The following is a 21,483-nucleotide window of genomic DNA, read 5'->3' as shown; positions in this document are numbered from 1 at the left end:
TTCCTCATAACCCTGCTTTCAAACTTGCTTCGATAAATTGGTCCAGGCTGCCATCGAGCACCGCCTGAGTGTTGCGGGTTTCCACCCCGGTACGCAGATCTTTAATACGCGAGTCATCCAGCACGTAAGAGCGGATCTGGCTGCCCCAGCCGATATCGGACTTGTTGTCTTCCATCGCCTGCTTCTCGGCATTTTTCTTCTGCATCTCCAGTTCATAAAGCTTTGCTTTCATCTGCTTCATGGCCTGGTCTTTATTTTTGTGCTGCGAACGGTCGTTCTGGCACTGCGTCACCAATCCGGTCGGGATATGGGTAATACGCACCGCGGATTCCGTACGGTTAACGTGCTGACCACCGGCGCCGGAGGCGCGGTATACGTCAATGCGCAGGTCGGCCGGGTTAATTTCGATATCGATATCGTCTTCCACTTCCGGGTAAACGAACGCGGAGCTGAAGGAGGTATGACGGCGGCCGCCGGAATCGAACGGGCTCTTACGCACCAGACGATGAACGCCGGTTTCCGTACGCAGCCAGCCGTAGGCGTAATCGCCAATGATCTTAATGGTCACGGATTTAATCCCCGCGACTTCACCTTCGGATTCTTCGATGATTTCGGTCTTAAAGCCGCGCGCTTCCGCCCAGCGCAGGTACATGCGCATCAGCATGCTGGCCCAGTCCTGGGCTTCGGTGCCGCCGGAACCGGCCTGAATGTCAAGGTAGCAATCGGCGCTGTCGTATTCGCCGGAGAACATGCGGCGGAACTCAAGCTGCGCCAGCTTCTCTTCCAGGGTATCCAGCTCGGCGACGGCTTCGTTAAAGGTCTCTTCGTCATCCGCTTCCACGGCCAGATCCAGCAGGCCGGCAACGTCTTCCAGCCCCTGGGACATCTGATCCAGGGTATCTACGATGGCTTCCAGGGAAGAACGCTCTTTACCCAGCGCCTGGGCGCGTTCGGGTTCGTTCCACACGTCCGGCTGTTCCAGCTCGGCGTTTACTTCTTCGAGACGCTCTTTCTTGGCATCGTAGTCAAAGATACCCCCTAAGAACGTCGGAGCGCTCCGTGAGGTCCTGAATGCGGTTTTTTACCGGATTTATTTCAAACATGGTCGGTTTCTTTTAATGGATTTGTCAAAATGCGGTGATAAGAGCGGAATTCTACCGGATTCGCGCCCTTATTCCTACACTGTTGTCAATTTGGCCAGAGGTGATCGATGATCAGCTGCAGGCTACGGTTGCCGCGGAACTCGTTGATGTCGAGCTTGTAGGCTAACTGGACTTCACGCACGCCGTTATCCGGCCAGATGGAAGTATCCACGTTGAAGGCGATACCGTCCAGCAGCGGCCCGCCGTCAACCGGTTCGACCATCACCTTCAGGTGACGCTCGCCCACCAGCCGCTGCTGCAGCAGGCGAAAACGACCGTCAAACAGCGGTTCCGGGAACATCTGCCCCCACGGCCCGGCGTCGCGCAGCATCTGCGCCACTTCCATGCTCATCTCCGCCGCCGCCAGCGGGCCATCGGAAACCACCTCGCCCTGCAACAGCGCAGGATCCAGCCATTCGGTCACCAGCTCGCCGAAGCGCTGTTGAAACTCTTCAAAACGCGCCTCCTCCAGCGATAAGCCCGCCGCCATCGCGTGGCCGCCGAACTTCAGGATTAGCCCGGGATAAAGCGTATCAAGGCGCTCCAGCGCATCGCGCATATGCAACCCCTGAATGGAACGGCCGGAGCCTTTCAGCGTGCCGTCGCCGGTAGGCGCAAAAGCGATAACCGGGCGATGGAAGCGCTCCTTAATCCGCGAGGCGAGAATGCCGACTACCCCTTGATGCCATTGCGGATGGTACATCGCCAGCCCGCCGGGCAGGGTATCGGCGCTGCGCTCCAGCTGCTGACAGAGCGTTAGCGCTTCCGCCTGCATCCCCTGCTCAATCTCTTTGCGCGTCTGATTAAGCGCATCGAGCTCGTTGGCCAGCACCCGCGCTTCGCCGATGTTGTCGCACAGCAGCAGCGCGACGCCGACCGACATGTCGTCCAGCCGTCCCGCCGCGTTCAGGCGCGGCCCGAGGGCGAAACCGAGGTCGCTGGCCGCCAGCTTTTGCGGATCGCGGTTGGCAATTTCCAGCAGCGCCTTAATACCGGGCCGACATTTGCCGGCGCGAATGCGGCTTAACCCCTGCCAGGTGAGGATACGGTTATTAGCATCCAGCGGCACGACGTCCGCGACGGTGCCTAGCGCCACCAGATCCAGCAGCTCGGCAAGGTTCGGCGCGGGGATGCCGCGAGCGTCGAACCAGCCTTTATCGCGCAGAAAAGTGCGCAGCGCCAGCATCAGATAAAACGCCACCCCCACCCCGGCCAGTGATTTTGACGGGAAGTCGCAATCGCGCAGGTTGGGATTAACGATAGCTTCCGCCGCCGGCAGCGTCTCGCCCGGCAGATGGTGATCGGTCACCAGCACCGGGATCCCCAGCGCATGGGCATGATCGACGCCGGCATGGGACGAGATCCCGTTGTCGACGGTCATGATCATCTGCGCGCCGCGAGCATGGGCCTGATCGACCACTTCCGGGCTTAAACCGTAGCCGTCTTCAAAGCGGTTCGGCACCAGATAGGAGACGTTGCCGTAACCCAGCGCGCGCAGGGCCAACACGCTGAGCGCGGTGCTGGTGGCGCCGTCGGCGTCAAAATCACCGACCACCACGATGTGCAACCCTTTCTGGAACGCGTCATGCAGCATCTCGACCGCTTTTTCAACGCCGGTGAGCTGCGTCCAGGGGAGCATGCCTTTGACGCTGCGCTCCAGCTCCTGCGCGCTGCGCACCCCGCGGCTGGCATATAGCCGCTGCAGCAGCGGCGGCAGGTCGGCGGGGAGTTCGACGCCGTCAATCGCCTCGCGGCGGCGTAGTTGTATCTGTTGTTTCACGCGAATCAGTTACCGCTTGTCTGTTTTTTGTGCTCATCAAGGAACGCCTTCAGCTCTTTCGGCCCCTGATAGCCCGGCAGCACCATGCCGTTACTGAGGACCATCGCCGGCGTACCGTTGACGCCCATCTGCACGCCGAGGGTGTAATGTTTGGCGATATCTACGCTGCAGCTCGCCGGCTGCACGCCTTTACCATTCATGGCGTCATCCAGCGCTTTGTTGCGATCTTTCGCACACCAGATCGCTTTCATATCCTGCTCGGCCTGGCTTTGCAGCCCCTGGCGCGGGAAGGCCAGATAACGCACGGTGATCCCCAGCGCGTTGTAGTCGCTCATCTGCTCGTGCAGTTTATGACAGTAGCCGCAGGTAATATCGGTGAAGACGGTGATGACGTGCTGCTCCTTCGGCGCTTTGTAGACAATCATCTCATTGCTCAGCGCGTTCAGCTTACCCAGCAGCAGCTGGTTGGTGACGTTGACCGGCTGCGCGCCGCTCACGTCGTACATCGGCCCCTGGATGATATGTTTGCCGTCGTCGGTCACGTACAGCACGCCGCTGTCGGTCAGCACCGTGCTCATCCCGGAAACCGGCGATGGTTGAATATCGGTGCTCTGCACACCCAGCTTCGCCAGCGACTGTTTAATTGCCGCGCTATCGGCGTGCGCCGCTCCTGAAAGGGAGGCCGCCAGCAGGGTGAACATCAATAAACCTTTTTTCATACTCAGTCCTTTTGTTCAGCACTCACGCCCGCGGGTGGTGCTGTTGATGAAGTTGTCGCAGACGCTCGGTCGCCACGTGGGTGTATATCTGCGTGGTGGAGAGATCGCTGTGTCCTAACAGCATCTGCACCACGCGCAGATCGGCGCCATGATTGAGCAAATGCGTGGCGAACGCATGGCGTAACACGTGCGGGGAAAGCTTTTCGCTGTCGATCCCCGCCAGTACGGCATAGTGTTTAATCCGATGCCAGAAGGTCTGGCGCGTCATCTGCTGGGCGCGCTGGCTGGGAAATAAGACATCCGACGCCACGCCGTTCAGCAGCCAGGGGCGACCATACTCGAGGTAATTTTCCACCCACAGTACCGCCTCTTCCCCCAGCGGCACCAGCCGCTCTTTGTTGCCTTTTCCCACCACCCGCAGCACGCCCTGCCGCAGGCTGATGTCGCTCATCGTCAGCCCCACCAGCTCCGAGACGCGCAGGCCGGTGGCATACAGCACCTCCAGCATCGCTTTATCGCGCAATTCCAGCGGCTGCTCCACCAGCGGCGCCTGCAGCAGGCGCTCAACCTGCGCCTCACTGAGATCTTTTGGCAGCCGCTGCGGTAGCTTCGGCGAGGCCAGCAGCGCGCTGGGATCGTCCGGGCGAATTTTTTCCCGGTACAGATGCTGGAAAAAACGGCGCACGGCGCTCAGCAGGCGCGCGGTGCTGGTGGCTTTGTAGCCGCCGGACTGCCGCTCAGCCAGCAGCGCCTGCAGATCGTCGCTGCCAACGCTTGCCAGCGACAGGCCGCGATGGTGCAACCACTCAACTAACATCGTCAAATCGCGACGGTAGGCGCTGAGCGTATTCTCCGCCAGGTTGCGCTCCAGCCAAAGGGCATCGAGAAACTGTTCGATTAGTGCCAGATCCTGTTTCACATCGGCCTCTTTGTTCGTTAAACGCTCTCATTATGCCTTAAGAGGACGCCTTTCTGGTACACTGCCCGCCATTCACGGCAAGAATCGAGATGTTTACGCGATGAATATAGGTCTGTTTTACGGCTCCAGTACCTGCTACACCGAAATGGCCGCGGAGAAAATCCGCGATATCATCGGCCCCGAACTGGTGACGCTGCACAATCTGAAAGATGACTCCCCCGCGCTGATGAGCCAGTACGACGTACTGATCCTTGGCATCCCGACCTGGGATTTCGGCGAAATTCAGGAAGACTGGGAAGCGGTCTGGGATCAGCTGGACACCCTGAACCTCGAGGGAAAGATCGTCGCGCTGTACGGCATGGGCGATCAGCTGGGCTACGGCGAATGGTTCCTTGACGCGCTCGGCATGCTGCATGACAAGCTGGCGACCAGGGGCGTGAAGTTTGTCGGCTACTGGCCAACCGAAGGCTATGAGTTCACCAGCCCGAAACCGGTGATCGCCGATGGCCAACTGTTCGTTGGCCTGGCGCTGGATGAAACCAACCAGTACGACCTGAGCGACGAGCGCATCCAGAGCTGGTGCGAGCAGATCCTCGGCGAAATGGCCGAACACTTTTCCTGACGCGGCTTACTCCTGCGCCGGTTTTTGCAGCACCAGCCGGCGCAGATCGCGCCACTCTCCGGCGTCCATGCTGTCCGCCGCCAGCCAAAGATGCTGTCCGCGCCGGGTATCGACATGGCGCAAACGCAGCAGCATACCGCTATTGATAACCCACGGCGTCCCGAGGATTTCCCATTCGGCGTTTTGCCAGCGAAGACGGGAATCGGTGAGCAGTTTTATCTCCCCGCGACGGGCATGGATCCGCCGCTGGCTGCGCACGCAGTCGAAGACCACCAGCGACAGCAGCAGCCAGATCGGGGTATAGCTCAGCGGCCAGGGAACCAACAGCACCAGGGCCGCCACCACGCCGTGAAGCAGCAGGGAAAACCACTGCGCGCGCCAGGAGATACGGAGATCAGATTGCCACAGGACCACGTTCCCGATTCCGTGTCTGAATTAAGGTTACCATCCGCTGCAGCTCCGCATCGGCCGGTTTGCCGTGGTTCATCAGCCAGTTGAACAGATCCGGATCGTCATTTTCCAGCAGGCGAATGAACAGCTGTTTGTCAGCGTCGCTGAGGGTATCGTACTCATACTCAAAGAACGGCATGATGGAGATGTCGAGTTCGCGCATCCCGCGGCGGCATGCCCAGTGGATACGTGCTTTATTGTTAATGTCCATGTTGACCTTCCAGCAGCAAAATATAGGTTAGTTTAACCCGTTTTCTGCCGTAACTTTACAGGAATATCGCTGAATGCGAGCATCCTTCCATAAAAACCTTAAAATAATGATGGGTTTATTGATTCCCTGCGTCAGGCGGCTGTCTCACGCCAGCGCACAAATGGCCTGTTGAAAGCACTTGCAATGCACTATAGCTCTTTTACCATTGGTCACACACACTGCGTTAAGCGATTCAGGATATGACTATGGCTTTTACACCTTTTCCTCCGCGTCAGCCTTCCTCTTCCGCTCGTCTGCCGTTAACGCTGATGACCCTGGATGACTGGGCGCTGGCGACAATTAGCGGGCCGGACAGCGAAAAATATCTGCAGGGGCAGATTACCGCCGATGTGAGTCATCTCACCGATGCCCAGCATCTGCTTGCCGCCCACTGTGATGCCAAAGGCAAGATGTGGAGCAACCTGCGCGTATTCCGTCGCGAGGGCGGCTTCGCGTGGATTGAGCGCCGCAGCCTGCGCGACGCGCAGCTGACCGAGCTGAAAAAATATGCCGTCTTCTCCAAAGTCACCATTGCCGCCAACGACGATCTGGTTCTGCTGGGAGTAGCCGGCTTCCAGGCGCGCGCCGCGCTGGCGCCGCTGTTCGCCGCCTTGCCCGACGCTGCCACCCCGGTGGTCAGCGAAGGCGCCACCAGCCTGCTGTGGTTTGAACACCCGGGCGAGCGCTTCCTGCTGGTGACCGATGTCGACACCGCCAACCGCGTCACCGACGCGTTGCGCGGCGAAGCGCAGTTTAACAACAGCCAACAGTGGCTGGCGCTGAATATTGAAGCCGGCCTGCCGGTTATCGACAGCGCTAACAGCGGGCAGTTCATTCCGCAGGCCACCAACCTGCAGGCGCTGGGCGGCATCAGCTTCAAAAAAGGCTGCTACACCGGCCAGGAAATGGTCGCGAGGGCGAAATTCCGCGGCGCCAATAAGCGCGCGCTGTGGACGCTGTCAGGGACCGCCAGCCGGGTGCCGGAAGCCGGGGAAGACCTGGAGCTGAAGATGGGCGACAACTGGCGCCGCACCGGTACGGTGCTGGCAGCCGTACAGCTGGATGACGGAAGCCTGATGGTCCAGGTAGTGATGAATAACGACATGGAACCGGACAGCGTGTTCCGTGTACGCGACGATGCCGGCAGCCTGAGCATCAAACCATTGCCGTATTCGCTGGAAGAAAATTAAGGAAAAGTTCCCGGCTTGCGGCGCTTGCGCCTTAGCCGGGCTACCCGGCCGCAGAATATCGTAGCCACGGTAAGCGTAGCGCCACCGTGGAATTTCCAGGCCGTAGAGTATTGTAGCCACGGTAAGCGCAGCGCCACCGTGGGATGTTTATCAGGACTGGCCGATGTAAAGATAAATCGCCAGGAAGTGACACACGCTGCCGCCGAGCACGAAGCCGTGCCAGATAGCGTGGTTATAAGGAATACGTTTGCAGACGTAGAAGATGACCCCCAGCGAGTACACCACCCCGCCAACCGCCAGCAGCGTTACCCCGCCCACCGCCAGCTTCACCGCCAGCTGATAGACCACGATAAGCGACAGCCACCCCATGGTCAGATAGGTCACCAGCGACAAAATTTTAAAGCGGTGCGCGATGGTCAGCTTAAACAGGATCCCCAGCAGCGCCAGGCTCCAGATGACGATCATCAGCCCCTTCGCCAGCGGTGAATTCAACCCCACCAGCAAAAACGGCGTGTAGGTCCCGGCAATCAGCAAATAGATGGCGCAGTGGTCGAATTTCTTCAGCCACTGTTTCGCCCGCTGATGCGGGATCGCGTGATAGAGCGTGGAAGCGAGGAACAGCATAATCATGCTGCCGCCGTACAGGCTGTAGCTGGCGATCGCCGTCGCGCTGGCGTTTGTATCTGCCGCCTGCACCAGCAGCAACACAAGGCCGACGATACCGAACACCAGCCCGATCCCGTGGCTGATGCTGTTGGCAACTTCCTCTGCCAGAGAATATCCCTGAGTGATTAATGGTTTGCGAACCATACTGGACTCCGTGAAAACAAGAACGCTTTCATTGCCCACTTAGGGTAACTGAGAATGATTCCAGTGAACACCTGTTAGCTAAAATAAAACGATGTATATTTGTAAATACTTTAAAATCATAAAGTTACATTTTTATTTCAACTCACAGCTGTTCCTGATTATCTTAAAGCGCTTTGAATTCAATGACATAAAACTGGCTCTCGCCAGGATAGATGTCGCTGATGACCTGCCGCAGCTGCCCGAGAGTCATATTCTCCTGTTGCGCATGCTGTTCGGTCAGCGTATCGAGCGTCACCGTCGAGGTCGCGGTCACGGCAATGGTGCAAAAATAGCCGTCATCTTCATAGCGCCCAACGCGCAGCACATCGCCGGGCTTAAAGTGCGACTCCGCTGCATCGCGAATGGTGATGGTTTTGCGCCCGGCGAGGATGTCGTCCTGAAAACGCTGAAAAAAGGTAATGTCATTGGCCTGCATGATATAATTCCGTCCTGGTCATTATGAATTGTGAGTTCGCCCTGTGAGTATGTTCTCCCACGCCGCTGTCGCCAGTCTCAATAATCTTGAGATGATGGTCTACCACTACGTCATTAAAAATCGTGACAAAGTGATGTACATGACCATCCGCGAACTGGCCGAGGCCGCCGGGGTCTCCACGACCACCGTGTTACGCTTCTGCCGCAAACTGCAGTGCGAGGGCTACTCTGAATTTCGCGTGCGCTTTAAATTATATCTCGAGCAGAATGAGCCTCAACAGGCAAATATCGGCGCCAGCGAAATAATGAGCTTTTTTAAAAGCGTCAATAATGACGAGTTCGATGAATTACTCGAGCAGGCCGTCGATATTATTCTCGCCTCCGAACGTATTATTTTTGTCGGCGCCGGCACCTCCGGCGCGCTGGCGAAATATGGCGCACGCTTCTTCTCCAACGTCGGTAAATTCAGCAACCATATTGACGACCCCTATTTTCCGGTAACCAACGATATGGCCCGCAACGCGCTGGCGATCGTGCTTTCCGTCTCTGGCGAGACGGAAGAGATCCTGCGCTTTGCCAGCCAGTTCAGTCTGCATCATTGCAAGGTAATGTCGATTACCAGCCATGAGCATTCGCGGCTGGCCAAACTGGCTGATTTCAATCTCTCCTGGCACGTGCCGCAGACGCGCATTGGCGGGGTCTACGATATTACAACGCAAATTCCAGTGATCTATATTCTCGAATCCCTCGGACGTAAATTAGCGCGCAAAATCAGCTAAAAATAACAGCCTGTTTTTTTGATGTAACATATTACCTTTGGCGGAATTTGTTATATCGTGACATTCACTTTCACTTTGCTAGACTCGAGAACAATAGTTATTAGAGAGATTAGCCAGGATGAAAAAATTAACCCTTCCGAAAGATTTTTTATGGGGCGGCGCGGTCGCCGCGCATCAGGTTGAAGGCGGCTGGGATCAGGGCGGCAAAGGCCCCAGCATCTGCGATGTGTTGACCGGCGGGGCGCACGGCGTGCCGCGCGAAATCACCCACCAGGTCGAAGCGGGAAAATACTACCCGAACCACGAAGCCGTCGACTTCTACGGTCGCTACAAAGAAGACATCAAACTGTTCGCCGAGATGGGCTTCAAATGCTTCCGCACCTCTATCGCCTGGACCCGCATCTTCCCGCAGGGTGACGAAACCCAGCCGAATGAAGAGGGACTGAAGTTCTACGACGACATGTTCGACGAGCTGCTGAAATACAACATCGAGCCGGTGATCACTCTCTCCCACTTCGAGATGCCCCTGCACCTGGTGCAGCAGTATGGCGGCTGGACCAACCGCAAAGTGGTCGATTTCTTTGTGCGCTTTGCCGAAGTGGTCTTCGAGCGCTATAAGCACAAAGTGAAATACTGGATGACCTTTAACGAGATCAACAACCAGCGCAACTGGCGCGCGCCGCTGTTCGGCTACTGCTGCTCCGGGGTGGTCTATACCGAGCATGACAATCCGGAAGAGACCATGTACCAGGTGCTGCACCACCAGTTCGTGGCCAGCGCGCTGGCGGTGAAAGCGGCGCGGCGCATCAACCCGGACATGCAGGTCGGCTGCATGCTGGCGATGGTCGCCCTCTACCCTTACTCCTGCAAACCGGAAGATGTCATGTTCGCCCAGGAGTCGATGCGCGAGCGCTACGTCTTTACCGACGTCCAGCTGCGCGGTTACTACCCGAGCTATGTGTTGAATGAATGGGAACGCCGCGGCTTCAACATCAGGATGGAAGACGGCGACGCGCAGATCCTGCGCGAAGGTACCTGCGCCTATCTCGGCTTCAGCTACTACATGACCAACGCGGTGAAAGCCGAGGGCGGCACTGGCGACGCCATTTCCGGTTTCGAAGGCAGCGTGCCGAACCCGCACGTCAAAGCTTCCGACTGGGGCTGGCAGATTGACCCGGTCGGCCTGCGCTATTCTCTGTGTGAACTGTATGAGCGTTATCAGAAGCCGCTGTTTATCGTGGAAAACGGCTTTGGCGCCTACGACAAAGTAGAAGCCGACGGCAGCATCAACGATGACTACCGCATCGACTACCTGCGCGCCCACATCGAAGAGATGATCAAAGCGGTCACTTATGACGGCGTCGATCTGCTGGGCTATACCCCATGGGGCTGCATCGACTGCGTCTCCTTCACCACCGGGCAGTACAGCAAACGCTACGGCTTCATCTACGTCAACAAACACGACGATGGCACCGGCGATATGTCCCGCTCGCGCAAGAAGAGCTTTAACTGGTACAAAGAGGTCATCGCCAGCAACGGTGAGAACCTGTAACTAACCGCCCTCTCCCGGCCGGGGGAGGGCTAATTGCTTATCCGCCAGACACTTCTTTACAGCTTTACCATTGCCAAAACCCGTTCGCCCGTTAAGATAAGCCTCGTGAATATTTGAGGCAATCATGATTAAGCGACAACGCAAAGCCATTCTTTTTGTCCTCCTGGCCTGTCTGGTAGTGCTAACCTGCACCGCCCAGCGGATGGCCGGGATGCACGCGCTGGTCATGAACCTCACCGCCGACAGCCCGTCGCTACAGCAAAACCAGGATCAGGTCGAGGCGCCGGTCACGCCGTGCGAGCTCAGCGCCAAGTCGCTGATGGCCGTTCCGCCGATGCTGTTTGAAGGGGCGCTGTTGGCTATCACCCTGCTGCTGGCGGTGCTGGCGGCGATCCCGCCGCGTATCGAACGCCAGTGGCCTCCCCGCGTTATCTCCCCACCCCGATTGCGGGTGCATCTGCGATTATGCATCTTCCGTGAGTGATTGATTCTCCTGACAGTTCAGGTTAATTCATCACTTACGGAGCAAACTTATGTATATGGTATTCAGGCGACTACTGGTCTGCCTGCTTTGGCTATGGCTGCCCGTCAGCCAGGCCGCCGACAGCGGCTGGCTGCGCGCCGCCGACAATCAACACGCCAGCGTCCGCCTGCGGGCGCAAACCGAAAGCAATGGCGACACTCGCCTGCTTTTAGACGTAGCGCTGGAAAAGGGCTGGAAAACCTACTGGCGCTCGCCAGGGGAAGGCGGCATCGCGCCGGCTATCGCCTGGCACACGCCGCTGGAGGTGAACTGGCGCTGGCCGACGCCGCAGCGCTTCGACGTCGCGGGCATTTCCACTCAGGGCTATCACGGCGACGTCAGCTTTCCGATGACGCTGCGCGGGAAGATACCGCCGACGCTTAGCGGCGTCCTGACGCTCTCTACCTGCAGCAATGTCTGTATTCTCACTGACTATCCCTTTTCGCTGGATATGACGACTCCGGCGGGGGAGCGATTTAATTATGATTTTACCCGCGCGATGGGCACACTGCCGCTGCGCGATGGCCTGACTTCGCAACTGACCGCCAGCTACGTCAGCGGCAAACTGACGGTGACCGCCCGCCGCGATGCCGGCTGGCAGCAGCCAGCGCTGTTTATCGACAGCATGGAGGATGTCGATTTCGGTAAGCCGAGCTTTACCAGCCGCGGCGCTACGTTGACCGCCACCGTACCAGTCACCGACAGCTGGGGCGAAGCGGCGCCGGACCTGAGCGGCAAAACGCTGTCGCTGGTGCTGGCCGATAGCGGTCAGGCGCAGGAAAGCCAAATCGCCGTCGCCGCCGGCAGCGCCGCGCCGGGGCTGGCGTTAGGCTGGGTGCTGCTGATGGCGCTGGCCGGCGGGCTTATTCTCAACGTCATGCCCTGCGTGCTGCCGGTGCTGGCGATGAAGCTCGGCTCGCTGGTGCAAACCGAAGGTCGCGAACGCGGCGCGGTGCGGCGGCAGTTCCTCGCCTCGGTGTGCGGGATCGTCGTCTCGTTCCTGGCGCTGGCGCTGATGATGACCGCGCTACGCCTGGGGAATCAGGCGCTCGGCTGGGGCATCCAGTTCCAGAACCCGTGGTTTATCGGCGCGATGGCGCTGGTGATGGTGCTGTTCGGCGCCAGTTTATTGGGGCTGTTCGAAATCCGCCTATCCTCCAGCGCCAGCACTTTCCTCGCCACCAGGGGCGGCAACGGCTTAATGGGCCATTTCTGGCAGGGCGCCTTCGCCACCCTGCTGGCGACGCCCTGTACCGCGCCGTTCCTCGGTACCGCCGTGTCGGTGGCGCTGGTGGCGCCCCTGCCGCTGCTGTGGGGCATTTTCTTCGCCATGGGGATCGGCATGAGCCTGCCGTGGCTGCTGATCGTTGCCTGGCCGGGTCTGGCGCAACGACTGCCACGCCCGGGCCGCTGGATGAATCATCTGCGGGTGGTGCTGGGGCTAATGATGCTTGGTTCAGCGCTATGGCTGGTCAGCCTGCTGACGATCCACATCGGCCGTACGCCGGTGCTTACCCTGCTGGTGATTCTGGCCATCGCCCTGCTAGTGGCCACCGCCTGGCGCTACCGCTGGCGGACGGCGCTACGCGCGGGCGCTCTGGCCATCGTGGTGGCGGGCGCCGTCGCCTTTGTCGCCCAACAGGACGGCCAGGGCCCGCGCCGCGACCGGGTTAACTGGCAGCCGCTCAGCGAGCAGGCTATCGCCAGCGCCCTGGCGGAGCATAAGCGGGTATTTATTGATGTCACCGCCGACTGGTGCGTGACCTGTAAAGCCAATAAATACAACGTGCTGCTGCGCGACGACGTCCAGCAGGCGCTGTTAGCGCCAGACGTAGTCGCCCTGCGCGGCGACTGGAGCCGCCCCTCCGCTGACATTAGCCAGTTTTTAACCGCTCGCGGCAGCGCCGCGGTGCCGTTTAACCAGATTTACGGACCGGAATTGCCGCAGGGACAGATTCTGCCTGCGCTGTTAGACCGCGAACACCTTCTCGCCACCCTGTCCGCCGCTAAAGGAAAATAACATGAGAGCTATCACCGCCTTATTACTGCTGTGCGTATCGGCCTTCAGCTTCGCCGCCCCGGCGGAAGAACCACAATCGAACGGTAATGACCAGTTAGCCCAGCTGCTGTTTAACGATCCGAATAGCCCGCGCACCGGCGCGAAAGAGCCAAAACTCACAATCGTCTCGTTTACCGATTACAACTGCCCTTACTGCAAACAGTTTGATCCGCTGCTGGAAAAAATCGTCCACGATAATCCGGACATCCAGCTCATCGTTAAGCTGCTGCCGTTTAAAGGGCAGAGTTCGGTGAATGCCGCTAAAACCGCGCTCTCCACCTGGCGTCAGCAGCCCGATAAATTCTGGGCGCTGCATCAGCGGCTGATGGCGAAAAAAGGCTATCACGATGACGCCAGTATCGCCGCCGCGCAGAAGAAAACCGCCACCGATAGTGTAAAAATCGATGACAAGACCATGGATTCGCTGAAGATGAACCTGATTTTGTCGCAGGTGCTGAATATTCAGGGCACCCCGGCGACCATCATCGGCGATCAGATGGTGGCCGGCGCGATCCCTGCTGATGAGCTGGAGGGGCTGGTGAAAGAGCAGCTGGCGAAAGCCCGTGGCCAGTAAAATCAGGCGCTGGCTGCGCGAGCTGGCGGTGTGGCTGCTGATTGGCGCGGCGGTGAGCCTGGCGGTGGATTATTTTCGCCAGCCCGCGCTGCCGCAAAACGTCAGCGCCACATCGCTGCAGACACTCGACGGCAGGACGCTGGATCTGCATGCCATGAGCCAGCAAAAGCCGCTGCTGCTGTACGTCTGGGCGACCTGGTGCGGAGTTTGTCGCTATACCACGCCGTCGGTGGCATCGCTTGCCGCGGACAGCGGCAATGTGCTGACGGTAGCCCTGCGTTCCGGCGATAACGTCACGCTGGAGAAGTGGCTGACCAGGAAGAAACTGGCGCTGCCGACGGTGAATGATCCAAGCGGCCAGCTGGCGCGGCAGTGGGATATCCAGGTAACGCCAACGCTGGTGGTCATTTCTCAAGGCGAGGTAAAGTCGGTTACCACCGGCTGGACCAGCGGCTGGGGAATGCGCCTGCGGCTGTGGCTGGCCTCCTGGTAGGCCGCCGGGCTTTAGCGGTTTTTATGCCGGGTAAGGCGTATCCGCCACCCGGCCTACCATTCGGCTTTGACCCCGTAGGGCCGGCAAGCGCAGCGCCGCCGGGCAATAGACATCTACGGGTTATTTCCCGCCCGCCAGTTCAAGGAAGCTACCCGTCACATACGACGCTTTGTCGCTCAGCAGCCAGGCAATGGCCTGAGCGACCTCTTCCGGCAGGCCGCCGCGCTGCATCGGTAGCGAACCTTTCACTCGATCCACGCGTCCCGGCTCACCGCCGGAGGCGTGCATCTCGGTATAAATCAGCCCCGGACGCACGCCGTTGACCCGGATCCCCTGCGCCGCCACCTCCAGCGCCAGCCCGGTGGTCAGGGTATCTACCGCCCCTTTCGACGCGGCATAGTCAACGTACTCCCCCGGCGCGCCAAGGCGCGAGGCCGCCGACGACACGTTAACTATCGCCCCGCCCTTGCCGCCATGCCGATGTGACATACGCTTTACCGCCTCACGACAGCAGAGGAAGTAACCGGTGACGTTGGTGGCCAGCACGCGGTTAATACGCTCGGCGCTCAGGCTCTCCACCGTACACTGGGTAAACAGGATCCCGGCGTTGTTGACCAGCGCCGTCAGCGGCTCGCCCATGCGGTCGATCGCCTCAAACATCGCCATCACCTGCGCTTCATCGCTGATGTCCGCCCGCAGCGCCGTGGCTTTGCCGCCAGACGCCACAATGGTATTCACCACCTCGGTGGCGGCGTTAATGTTGTGATGGTAATTGACCGCCACGGTATACCCTTCCTGCGCCAGCAGCAGCGCCGTCGCCCGGCCTATGCCGCGGCTCGCGCCGCTAATAAGAGCTATTCCCATACCTTCCCTCCAAAAAAATAAAGGCGCCGCAGCGCCTTTAAAAGTTTAGCTAAAACGCAAACTTACTGGTATTCGCTCATCGGCACGCAGGAGCAGAACAGGTTGCGGTCGCCGTAGACATCATCCAGACGTTTCACCGTCGGCCAGTACTTGTTGTGCAACCCAGCCGGGAATACCGCCAGCTCGCGGCTGTACGGATGGTTCCACTCGCCCACCAGCTCGCCCTGGGTGTGCGGCGCGTTCACCAGAGGGTTATCCTCCAACGGCCATTCGCCGGCTTTGACGCGGTCGATTTCCGCGCGGATCGCCAGCATCGCGTCGATAAAGCGGTCCAGCTCGACCTTGCTTTCCGATTCCGTCGGCTCAACCATCAGCGTCCCCGCTACCGGGAAAGACATGGTCGGGGCATGGAAGCCAAAGTCGATCAGGCGCTTGGCGATATCCAGCTCGCTAATGCCGGTCTCTTCTTTCAGCGGACGAATATCGAGAATACATTCGTGCGCTACGCGACCATCGCGACCGGTGTAGAGCACCGGGTAGGCGTCTTTCAGCCGGGTAGCGATGTAGTTGGCGTTAAGGATCGCGTTCTGGCTCGCCTGCTTCAGCCCTTCCGCGCCCATCATGCGGATATACATCCAGCTGATCGGCAAAATGGACGCGCTGCCGAACGGCGCGGCGGAAACCGCGCCCTGGCGGGTCAGCATACCTTCAATCTGTACCACGCTGTGGCCCGGCACGAACGGCGCCAGGTGCGCTTTCACGCCGATTGGGCCCATGCCCGGGCCGCCGCCGCCGTGCGGAATGCAGAACGTTTTATGCAGGTTGAGGTGCGAAACGTCGGCGCCGATAAAGCCCGGAGAGGTGATCCCGACCTGGGCGTTCATGTTGGCGCCGTCGAGATAAACCTGGCCGCCAAACTGGTGCACGATCTCGCACACTTCGCGAATGGTCTCTTCATACACGCCGTGGGTCGACGGATAGGTGACCATGATGCAGGAGAGATTGGCCCCCGCCTGCTCTGCTTTTTCACGCAGATCGGCGAGATCGATGTTGCCGTTTTTATCACAGGCAACGACCACTACCTGCATACCCGCCATCTGCGCGGAAGCCGGGTTGGTGCCGTGCGCGGAGCTAGGGATCAGGCAGATATCGCGATGGCCTTCGTTGCGGCTCTCGTGATAATGGCGAATCGCCAGCAGACCAGCATATTCACCCTGCGCGCCGGAGTTCGGCTGCATGCAGACGGCGTCATAGCCGGTCAGTTTCACCAGCCAGTCGGAAAGCTGGGCGATCATCTGCTGATACCCTTCCGCCTGCTCGACCGGGCAGAACGGGTGCAGCTCGGCGAATTCCGGCCAGGTGATCGGGATCATCTCCGCCGCGGCGTTCAGTTTCATGGTGCAGGAGCCCAGCGGGATCATCGCCTGGTTCAGCGCCAGATCTTTACGCTCCAGGGCGTGCATGTAGCGCATCATCTCGGTTTCGCTATGGTAGCGGTTAAACACCGGATGGGTGAGGATCGCATCGTCGCGCAGCATCGCCGCCGGGATCGAACGGCTATCCAGCGCCACGTCTTTATCCAGGGTATCGATATCCAGACCGTGATCGTCGCCGACGATGGCGCGGAACAGGTTCAGCACATCTTCGCGGGTGGTCGCTTCATCGAGCGTAATGCCCACCGCGCCGTGAATATCGCTGCGCAGGTTAATCTGCAGGGCTTCGGCACGCGCCAGCACCGCGGCTTTATCCGCCACTTCGACGCACAGGGTGTCGAAGTAGTGGGCATGGCGCAGCTTCAGCCCTTTCTTCTGCAGGCCGTCGGCCAGAATGTCGGTCAGACGATGAATGCGGCCAGCGATACGTTTCAGACCCGCCGGGCCGTGGAATACCGCGTACAGGCTGGCGATGTTGGCCAGCAGAACCTGCGAGGTACAAATGTTGGAGTTCGCTTTCTCACGGCGGATGTGCTGCTCGCGAGTCTGCATCGCCATGCGCAGCGCGGTATTCCCCGCCGCATCTTTCGATACGCCGATAATCCGGCCCGGCATGGAGCGTTTGAATTCATCTTTCGCCGCGAAGAAGGCTGCGTGCGGGCCGCCGTAGCCCATCGGCACGCCGAAGCGTTGGGCGGAACCGAAGACGATATCCGCGCCCTGCTTGCCCGGCGCCGTCAGCAGCACCAGCGCCATAAAGTCGGCAGCGACGCTGACAATCACTTTGCGCGCTTTCAGCTCGGCGATCAGTTTGCTGTAATCGTGGATTTCGCCGGTGGTGCCCACCTGCTGCAGCAGCACGCCGAAGACATCCTGGTGATCGAGCACTTTGTCGGCGTCATCGACGATGACGTCGAAACCGAAGGTTTCCGCGCGGGTGCGCACCACGTCCAGGGTTTGCGGATGGACGTCGGCGGCAACGAAGAAGCGGTTGGCGCTCTTCAGTTTACTGACGCGTTTGGCCATCGCCATCGCTTCGGCGGCGGCGGTGGCTTCATCAAGCAGCGAAGCGGAAGCGATATCCAACCCGGTCAGATCCAGAGTGACCTGCTGGAAGTTGAGCAGCGACTCCAGACGGCCCTGGGATACTTCCGGCTGGTAAGGGGTATAGGCGGTATACCAGCCCGGGTTTTCCAGCATGTTGCGCTGAATGACCGGCGGCAGCTGCACGGCGGTATAGCCCATGCCGATGTAAGACTTGAAGCGCTTGTTGCGACTGGCAATCGCCTTCAGCTCCGCCAGCGCGGCGAATTCGGTAGTCGCGTCGCCCACCTGCGGTGGGGTCGCCAGCTGGATATCCTGCGGCACAATCTGGCCGATCAGGGCGTTAAGCGAATCCGCGCCGACGGTCTTCAGCATCTCTTGCTGTTGCTGAGCGTCCGGGCCAATGTGACGTTCAATAAAGGCGTCGCGGTTTTCAAGCTGACTTAAAGTCTGAGTCATGAGCGATGGTTCCTGAAACGTGCGGTGAATCGTGGTTGTCTGACTGGTTTGCCCGGCAAGCGCTGATGCTTACCGGGCCAGAATACGCAAAATCATTCGCGTTGCAGGAAGGCGGCGACACAGCGACTCCCCGGGAGCTTACAAAAGTAAGTGACCGGGGGGAGCCAGGAAGCCAACGCCCCTGCAGCGTGAAGGATGAAGCGTATTTATTCGTCTTCCAGTAAAGCTTCATACGCGGCGGCATCCAGCAGCGCGGCAACCTGCGCTTCGTCGCTGGCTTTGATCTTGAAGATCCAGCCGTCAGTATACGGGTCGCTGTTGACCAGTTCCGGAGAGTCGTTCAGCTCTTCGTTGACGGCAACGATTTCACCGCTAATCGGCGCGTAGATATCGGAGGCCGCCTTCACGGATTCGGCAACCGCGCAATCGGCGCCCGCTTCAACGGTGGCGCCCACTTCCGGCAGGTCAACGAAAACCATATCGCCAAGCAGCTCCTGCGCGTGCTCGGTGATCCCTACGGTATAGGTGCCGTCCGCTTCTTTACGCAGCCACTCGTGTTCTTTGCTGTATTTCAGTTCTGCTGGTACGTTGCTCATCAATTCATCTCCAAAAAAGGGAAATCACACAATGGCTTTGCCATTGCGTACAAAACCAGGTTTAGTCACTTTTACCGGCATTTCACGGTTACGGATTTGCACCACCGCGGTGTCGCCAATCCCGGCCGGCACGCGAGCCAGCGCGATGCTGTAGCCCAGCGTCGGCGAGAAGGTGCCGCTGGTGATAATGCCTTCTTTTTGATTACCGTCGCTATCGGTAAAACGGACCGGCAGACCACCGCGCAGGACGCCTTTCTCGGTCATCACCAGGCCAACCAGCTGCTCGGTGCCTTTTTCGCGCTGCATCTCCAGCGCTTCGCGGCCGATGAAGTTACGATCGGCGGGCTCCCAGGCGATAGTCCAGCCCATGTTCGCCGCCAGCGGGGAAACGCCTTCGTCCATCTCCTGGCCGTACAGGTTCATCCCGGCCTCCAGGCGCAGGGTGTCGCGCGCCCCAAGACCGCACGGCTTAACGCCAGCGTCCAGCAGACCGCGCCAGAAATCAGCCGCCTGCTCGTTCGGCATCGCAATTTCATAACCCGCTTCGCCGGTATAGCCGGTGGTGGCGATAAACAGGTCGCCGGCCTGCACGCCGAAGAACGGCTTCATGCCTTCCACGGCCTGACGCTGAGCGTCGGTAAACAGCGTCGCCGCCTTCGCTTTCGCCTGGGGGCCCTGCACCGCGATCAGCGACAGATCGTCGCGAACGGTAATTTCAAGGCCGTAAGGTTCAGCTTGTTCGGAGATCCAGGCGAGGTCTTTTTCGCGGGTGGCGGAGTTAACAACGAGGCGGAAATAATCTTCAGAAAGGAAATAGACAATCAGGTCGTCGATGACGCCGGCGGAGGCGGTCAGCATGCCGGTGTAGAGCGCTTTGCCTGGGGTGGTGAGCTTCGCCACATCGTTGGCCAGCAAATAGCGCAAGAACTCGCGGATCCGGCTGCCGTGGAAATCGACGATGGTCATATGCGACACATCGAACATCCCTGCATCGCCGCGCACCGCATGGTGCTCATCAATCTGGGACCCGTAATGCAGCGGCATCATCCAGCCATGGAAATCCACCATGCGCGCGCCGCACAGCGTGTGTTGTTCATACAACGGAGTCTGTTGAGCCATCTTTTCCTCATCGAATAAAACGGAACCAGCCACGAAATTGTCGGCGATTTTGCGCCACGAAATTCGGCATCGGCATCGCTGACGGACGCCGACGCAAACGTTCTCTTTGGCCTGAACTTACCACCGAACCCGGCGCTAAACCATAAGCTCATTCAGGGCATCACATTAGCTTATGGCTAAAATCCGCCGAAAAGCCTACAGAGTTATTGACTGGAAAAAAGCGATTTACGCCACATAAAATTAACATTAACGGCGCGACAATTAGGTAATGATGGTGTTTTATGCGATTTTACGGCTCTAATTTCTTTAACAAAAAAAAGGACGCATTAATAAATCTAATGCGAAAAAAGAGGTGAAATTAGAATATTTCAAATGAGGGGGAAAACCCGGCGCCCAGGCCGGGTGAAAGAAGTGTGACGCGGTTAACGTAACCAGGCAGGCAGATCGTTGAGGCCCATCGCCTGGCGAATCAGCTGCGGTTTCACGCCAGGCAGCGTATCGGCCAGTTTGAGTCCCACATCGCGAAGAAATTTCTTCGCCGGATGGCTCCCGGAGAACATTTCGCGGAAGCCCTGCATGCCCGCCAGCATCAGCGCCGCGCTGTGCTTGCGGCTGCGCTCGTAGCGGCGCAGATAAAGATGCTGGCCGATATCTTTGCCCTGAGCGTGCAGGCGCTTCAGCTCGTCAATAAGCTCGGCGGCATCCATAAAACCGAGGTTGACCCCCTGCCCGGCCAGCGGATGGATGGTATGCGCGGCATCGCCGACCAGCGCCAGCCGGTGGGCGGCAAACTGACGGGCATAGCGGCCGGTCAGCGGGAAAACTTCACGTTCACTTGCCAGCTGGCAGAGGCCAAGGCGATTATCGAACGCGATATTCAGCGCCTGGTTGAAGGTGGTTTCATCAGCCTGCTGCATCCGCTGCGCTTCCCCCGGCGATAGCGACCAGACGATCGAGCACAGGTGCGGATCGCTGAGCGGCAGGAAGGCGAGGATCCCGTCGCCATGGAACGCCTGGCGGGCCACCGCCTGATGCGGCTCAGCGGTACGGATGGTCGCCACCAGCGCATGATGATGGTAATCCCAGAAGGTCAGCGGAATATCGGCTTTATTGCGCAGCCATGAATTGGCACCATCGGCGCCGATCACCAGCCGCGCGGTCAGCATGCTGCCGTCCTGCAGGCTGAGAAAGGCTTCATTCTCGCCCCACGCCACCTGCTGAAGTTCCGCCGGAGCCAGCAGGGTAACGTCAGCGCAACGCTGCGCCTTCTGCCACAATGCATGATGCACTACGGCATTTTCGATAATATAGCCAAGGTGGCTAAAGCCCATGCTCTGGTCATCGAAGCTAATGTGGCCAAAGCTGTCTTTATCCCATACTTCCATACCGTGATAGCAGCTGGCCCGCTGGGCGACGATCTCGCGCCAGACGTCCAGCTTCGTCAGCAGCTTTTCGCTGGCGGCATTAATTGCCGAAACGCGCAGCGCCGGCGGCGCATCGGCGGCCAGCGGTCGCGGCTCTGCTTTCTCCAGCACTGCGACGCGCAGGCCGCTACCCTGTAGACCGCAGGCTACCGCCAGCCCCACCATTCCACCGCCAACAATGGCAACATCAACACTTTGCACGTTCTAC

Annotated in this window: 21 protein-coding genes; 8 read left to right on the top strand and 13 right to left on the bottom strand. The window is 59.2% G+C overall.

Going from position 1 to position 21,483, the window contains the following annotated elements:
- Window positions 1-4: 4 nt before the first annotated feature.
- The 4 genes from prfB to xerD all read right to left on the bottom strand — a co-directional run bounded on the left by prfB (window position 5) and on the right by xerD (window position 4,560).
- A protein-coding gene (gene prfB / locus KB892_RS02835) for a peptide chain release factor 2 (protein WP_095858446.1) occupies window positions 5-1,103 on the bottom strand; the annotation gives its coding sequence in 2 pieces (ribosomal slippage) (window positions 5-1,027 and window positions 1,029-1,103; 1,098 coding nt in all).
- 85 nt (window positions 1,104-1,188) lie between these two features.
- The gene (gene recJ, locus KB892_RS02830) at window positions 1,189-2,922 is read right to left on the bottom strand and encodes a single-stranded-DNA-specific exonuclease RecJ (protein WP_004151783.1); all 1,734 of its coding nucleotides are present in this window, start codon (window positions 2,920-2,922) and stop codon (window positions 1,189-1,191) included.
- 5 nt (window positions 2,923-2,927) lie between these two features.
- The gene (gene dsbC / locus KB892_RS02825) at window positions 2,928-3,641 is read right to left on the bottom strand and encodes a bifunctional protein-disulfide isomerase/oxidoreductase DsbC (protein WP_002916301.1); all 714 of its coding nucleotides are present in this window, start codon (window positions 3,639-3,641) and stop codon (window positions 2,928-2,930) included.
- 22 nt (window positions 3,642-3,663) lie between these two features.
- Window positions 3,664-4,560: a site-specific tyrosine recombinase XerD gene (gene xerD, locus KB892_RS02820; protein WP_004144729.1), complete on the bottom strand. Its 897-nt coding sequence runs from the start codon at window positions 4,558-4,560 to the stop codon at window positions 3,664-3,666.
- Window positions 4,561-4,660: 100 nt separating this feature from the next.
- Here xerD and fldB point away from each other — a divergent pair, with 100 nt between their 5' ends.
- Window positions 4,661-5,182, top strand: coding sequence for a flavodoxin FldB (fldB, locus tag KB892_RS02815; RefSeq protein ID WP_002916308.1), 522 nt, complete (start codon window positions 4,661-4,663; stop codon window positions 5,180-5,182).
- Window positions 5,183-5,188: 6 nt separating this feature from the next.
- On the opposite strand, the gene KB892_RS02810 is transcribed toward fldB, so the two are convergent.
- Together KB892_RS02810 and sdhE are read right to left on the bottom strand one after the other, a co-directional pair.
- On the bottom strand, window positions 5,189-5,596 hold the full coding sequence (locus tag KB892_RS02810) for a protein YgfX (protein WP_004144731.1): 408 nt from the start codon (window positions 5,594-5,596) through the stop codon (window positions 5,189-5,191).
- A complete protein-coding gene (sdhE, locus tag KB892_RS02805) occupies window positions 5,577-5,843 on the bottom strand; it encodes an FAD assembly factor SdhE (protein ID WP_002916312.1) in 267 nt (88 codons plus the stop codon). The genes KB892_RS02810 and sdhE overlap by 20 nt, the downstream gene beginning before the upstream one ends.
- A gap of 245 nt (window positions 5,844-6,088) precedes the next feature.
- Between sdhE and ygfZ the strand changes: the two genes are divergently transcribed.
- The gene (gene ygfZ / locus KB892_RS02800; RefSeq protein ID WP_002916313.1) at window positions 6,089-7,072 is read left to right on the top strand and encodes a tRNA-modifying protein YgfZ; all 984 of its coding nucleotides are present in this window, start codon (window positions 6,089-6,091) and stop codon (window positions 7,070-7,072) included.
- A gap of 150 nt (window positions 7,073-7,222) precedes the next feature.
- Here the strand turns inward: ygfZ and trhA are convergent, their stop codons facing one another.
- Window positions 7,223-7,882, bottom strand: coding sequence for a PAQR family membrane homeostasis protein TrhA (trhA, locus tag KB892_RS02795; protein ID WP_002916317.1), 660 nt, complete (start codon window positions 7,880-7,882; stop codon window positions 7,223-7,225).
- A gap of 163 nt (window positions 7,883-8,045) precedes the next feature.
- Window positions 8,046-8,357, bottom strand: coding sequence for a N(4)-acetylcytidine aminohydrolase (gene yqfB, locus KB892_RS02790; RefSeq protein WP_002916319.1), 312 nt, complete (start codon window positions 8,355-8,357; stop codon window positions 8,046-8,048).
- A gap of 49 nt (window positions 8,358-8,406) precedes the next feature.
- On the opposite strand from yqfB, the gene KB892_RS02785 reads away from it, so the two are divergent.
- The 6 genes from KB892_RS02785 to KB892_RS02760 all read left to right on the top strand — a co-directional run bounded on the left by KB892_RS02785 (window position 8,407) and on the right by KB892_RS02760 (window position 14,336).
- A complete protein-coding gene (locus KB892_RS02785) occupies window positions 8,407-9,135 on the top strand; it encodes a MurR/RpiR family transcriptional regulator (protein WP_002916321.1) in 729 nt (242 codons plus the stop codon).
- A gap of 118 nt (window positions 9,136-9,253) precedes the next feature.
- A complete protein-coding gene (gene bglA / locus KB892_RS02780) occupies window positions 9,254-10,687 on the top strand; it encodes a 6-phospho-beta-glucosidase BglA (RefSeq protein WP_002916322.1) in 1,434 nt (477 codons plus the stop codon).
- 124 nt (window positions 10,688-10,811) lie between these two features.
- Complete coding sequence (locus KB892_RS02775; protein WP_002916323.1) at window positions 10,812-11,171, top strand: copper resistance protein; 360 nt, start codon at window positions 10,812-10,814, stop codon at window positions 11,169-11,171.
- A gap of 49 nt (window positions 11,172-11,220) precedes the next feature.
- Window positions 11,221-13,230, top strand: coding sequence for a protein-disulfide reductase DsbD family protein (locus KB892_RS02770; protein WP_004151782.1), 2,010 nt, complete (start codon window positions 11,221-11,223; stop codon window positions 13,228-13,230).
- Between the two features lies 1 nt (window position 13,231).
- Entirely contained in the window at window positions 13,232-13,843 is a 612-nt protein-coding gene (locus KB892_RS02765) for a DsbA family protein (protein ID WP_002916474.1), read from the top strand.
- A complete protein-coding gene (locus KB892_RS02760) occupies window positions 13,833-14,336 on the top strand; it encodes a protein disulfide oxidoreductase (protein WP_002916475.1) in 504 nt (167 codons plus the stop codon). Before KB892_RS02765 ends, KB892_RS02760 begins: the two co-directional genes overlap by 11 nt.
- A gap of 120 nt (window positions 14,337-14,456) precedes the next feature.
- On the opposite strand, the gene KB892_RS02755 is transcribed toward KB892_RS02760, so the two are convergent.
- The 5 genes from KB892_RS02755 to ubiI form a co-directional block, all read right to left on the bottom strand.
- On the bottom strand, window positions 14,457-15,200 hold the full coding sequence (locus KB892_RS02755; protein WP_004151781.1) for an SDR family oxidoreductase: 744 nt from the start codon (window positions 15,198-15,200) through the stop codon (window positions 14,457-14,459).
- A gap of 62 nt (window positions 15,201-15,262) precedes the next feature.
- Complete coding sequence (gcvP, locus tag KB892_RS02750; RefSeq protein ID WP_002916478.1) at window positions 15,263-18,136, bottom strand: aminomethyl-transferring glycine dehydrogenase; 2,874 nt, start codon at window positions 18,134-18,136, stop codon at window positions 15,263-15,265.
- 206 nt (window positions 18,137-18,342) lie between these two features.
- Complete coding sequence (gcvH, locus tag KB892_RS02745) at window positions 18,343-18,732, bottom strand: glycine cleavage system protein GcvH (RefSeq protein ID WP_002916479.1); 390 nt, start codon at window positions 18,730-18,732, stop codon at window positions 18,343-18,345.
- 24 nt (window positions 18,733-18,756) lie between these two features.
- Entirely contained in the window at window positions 18,757-19,851 is a 1,095-nt protein-coding gene (gcvT, locus tag KB892_RS02740) for a glycine cleavage system aminomethyltransferase GcvT (protein WP_002916480.1), read from the bottom strand.
- 422 nt (window positions 19,852-20,273) lie between these two features.
- Entirely contained in the window at window positions 20,274-21,476 is a 1,203-nt protein-coding gene (gene ubiI, locus KB892_RS02735) for an FAD-dependent 2-octaprenylphenol hydroxylase (protein ID WP_002916481.1), read from the bottom strand.
- Between the last annotated feature and the right edge of the window lie 7 nt (window positions 21,477-21,483).

It is taken from the genome of Klebsiella sp. P1927, assembly GCF_018204675.1.
Classification (GTDB): Bacteria; Pseudomonadota; Gammaproteobacteria; order Enterobacterales; family Enterobacteriaceae; genus Klebsiella; species Klebsiella pneumoniae.
Note: the sequence above shows the minus strand (reverse complement) of the source record. Positions and strands in the feature narration are given on the sequence as shown.

Coding starts and splice junctions, on each gene's coding strand:
- yqfB (WP_002916319.1), bottom strand. CDS start 8,357: ATGCAGGCCAATGACATTACCTTTTTTCAGCGTTTTCAGGACGACATC.
- KB892_RS02775 (WP_002916323.1), top strand. CDS start 10,812: ATGATTAAGCGACAACGCAAAGCCATTCTTTTTGTCCTCCTGGCCTGT.
- dsbC (WP_002916301.1), bottom strand. CDS start 3,641: ATGAAAAAAGGTTTATTGATGTTCACCCTGCTGGCGGCCTCCCTTTCA.
- gcvT (WP_002916480.1), bottom strand. CDS start 19,851: ATGGCTCAACAGACTCCGTTGTATGAACAACACACGCTGTGCGGCGCG.
- sdhE (WP_002916312.1), bottom strand. CDS start 5,843: ATGGACATTAACAATAAAGCACGTATCCACTGGGCATGCCGCCGCGGG.
- gcvH (WP_002916479.1), bottom strand. CDS start 18,732: ATGAGCAACGTACCAGCAGAACTGAAATACAGCAAAGAACACGAGTGG.
- KB892_RS02770 (WP_004151782.1), top strand. CDS start 11,221: ATGTATATGGTATTCAGGCGACTACTGGTCTGCCTGCTTTGGCTATGG.
- KB892_RS02755 (WP_004151781.1), bottom strand. CDS start 15,200: ATGGGAATAGCTCTTATTAGCGGCGCGAGCCGCGGCATAGGCCGGGCG.
- bglA (WP_002916322.1), top strand. CDS start 9,254: ATGAAAAAATTAACCCTTCCGAAAGATTTTTTATGGGGCGGCGCGGTC.
- fldB (WP_002916308.1), top strand. CDS start 4,661: ATGAATATAGGTCTGTTTTACGGCTCCAGTACCTGCTACACCGAAATG.
- KB892_RS02765 (WP_002916474.1), top strand. CDS start 13,232: ATGAGAGCTATCACCGCCTTATTACTGCTGTGCGTATCGGCCTTCAGC.
- gcvP (WP_002916478.1), bottom strand. CDS start 18,136: ATGACTCAGACTTTAAGTCAGCTTGAAAACCGCGACGCCTTTATTGAA.
- ygfZ (WP_002916313.1), top strand. CDS start 6,089: ATGGCTTTTACACCTTTTCCTCCGCGTCAGCCTTCCTCTTCCGCTCGT.
- KB892_RS02785 (WP_002916321.1), top strand. CDS start 8,407: ATGTTCTCCCACGCCGCTGTCGCCAGTCTCAATAATCTTGAGATGATG.
- trhA (WP_002916317.1), bottom strand. CDS start 7,882: ATGGTTCGCAAACCATTAATCACTCAGGGATATTCTCTGGCAGAGGAA.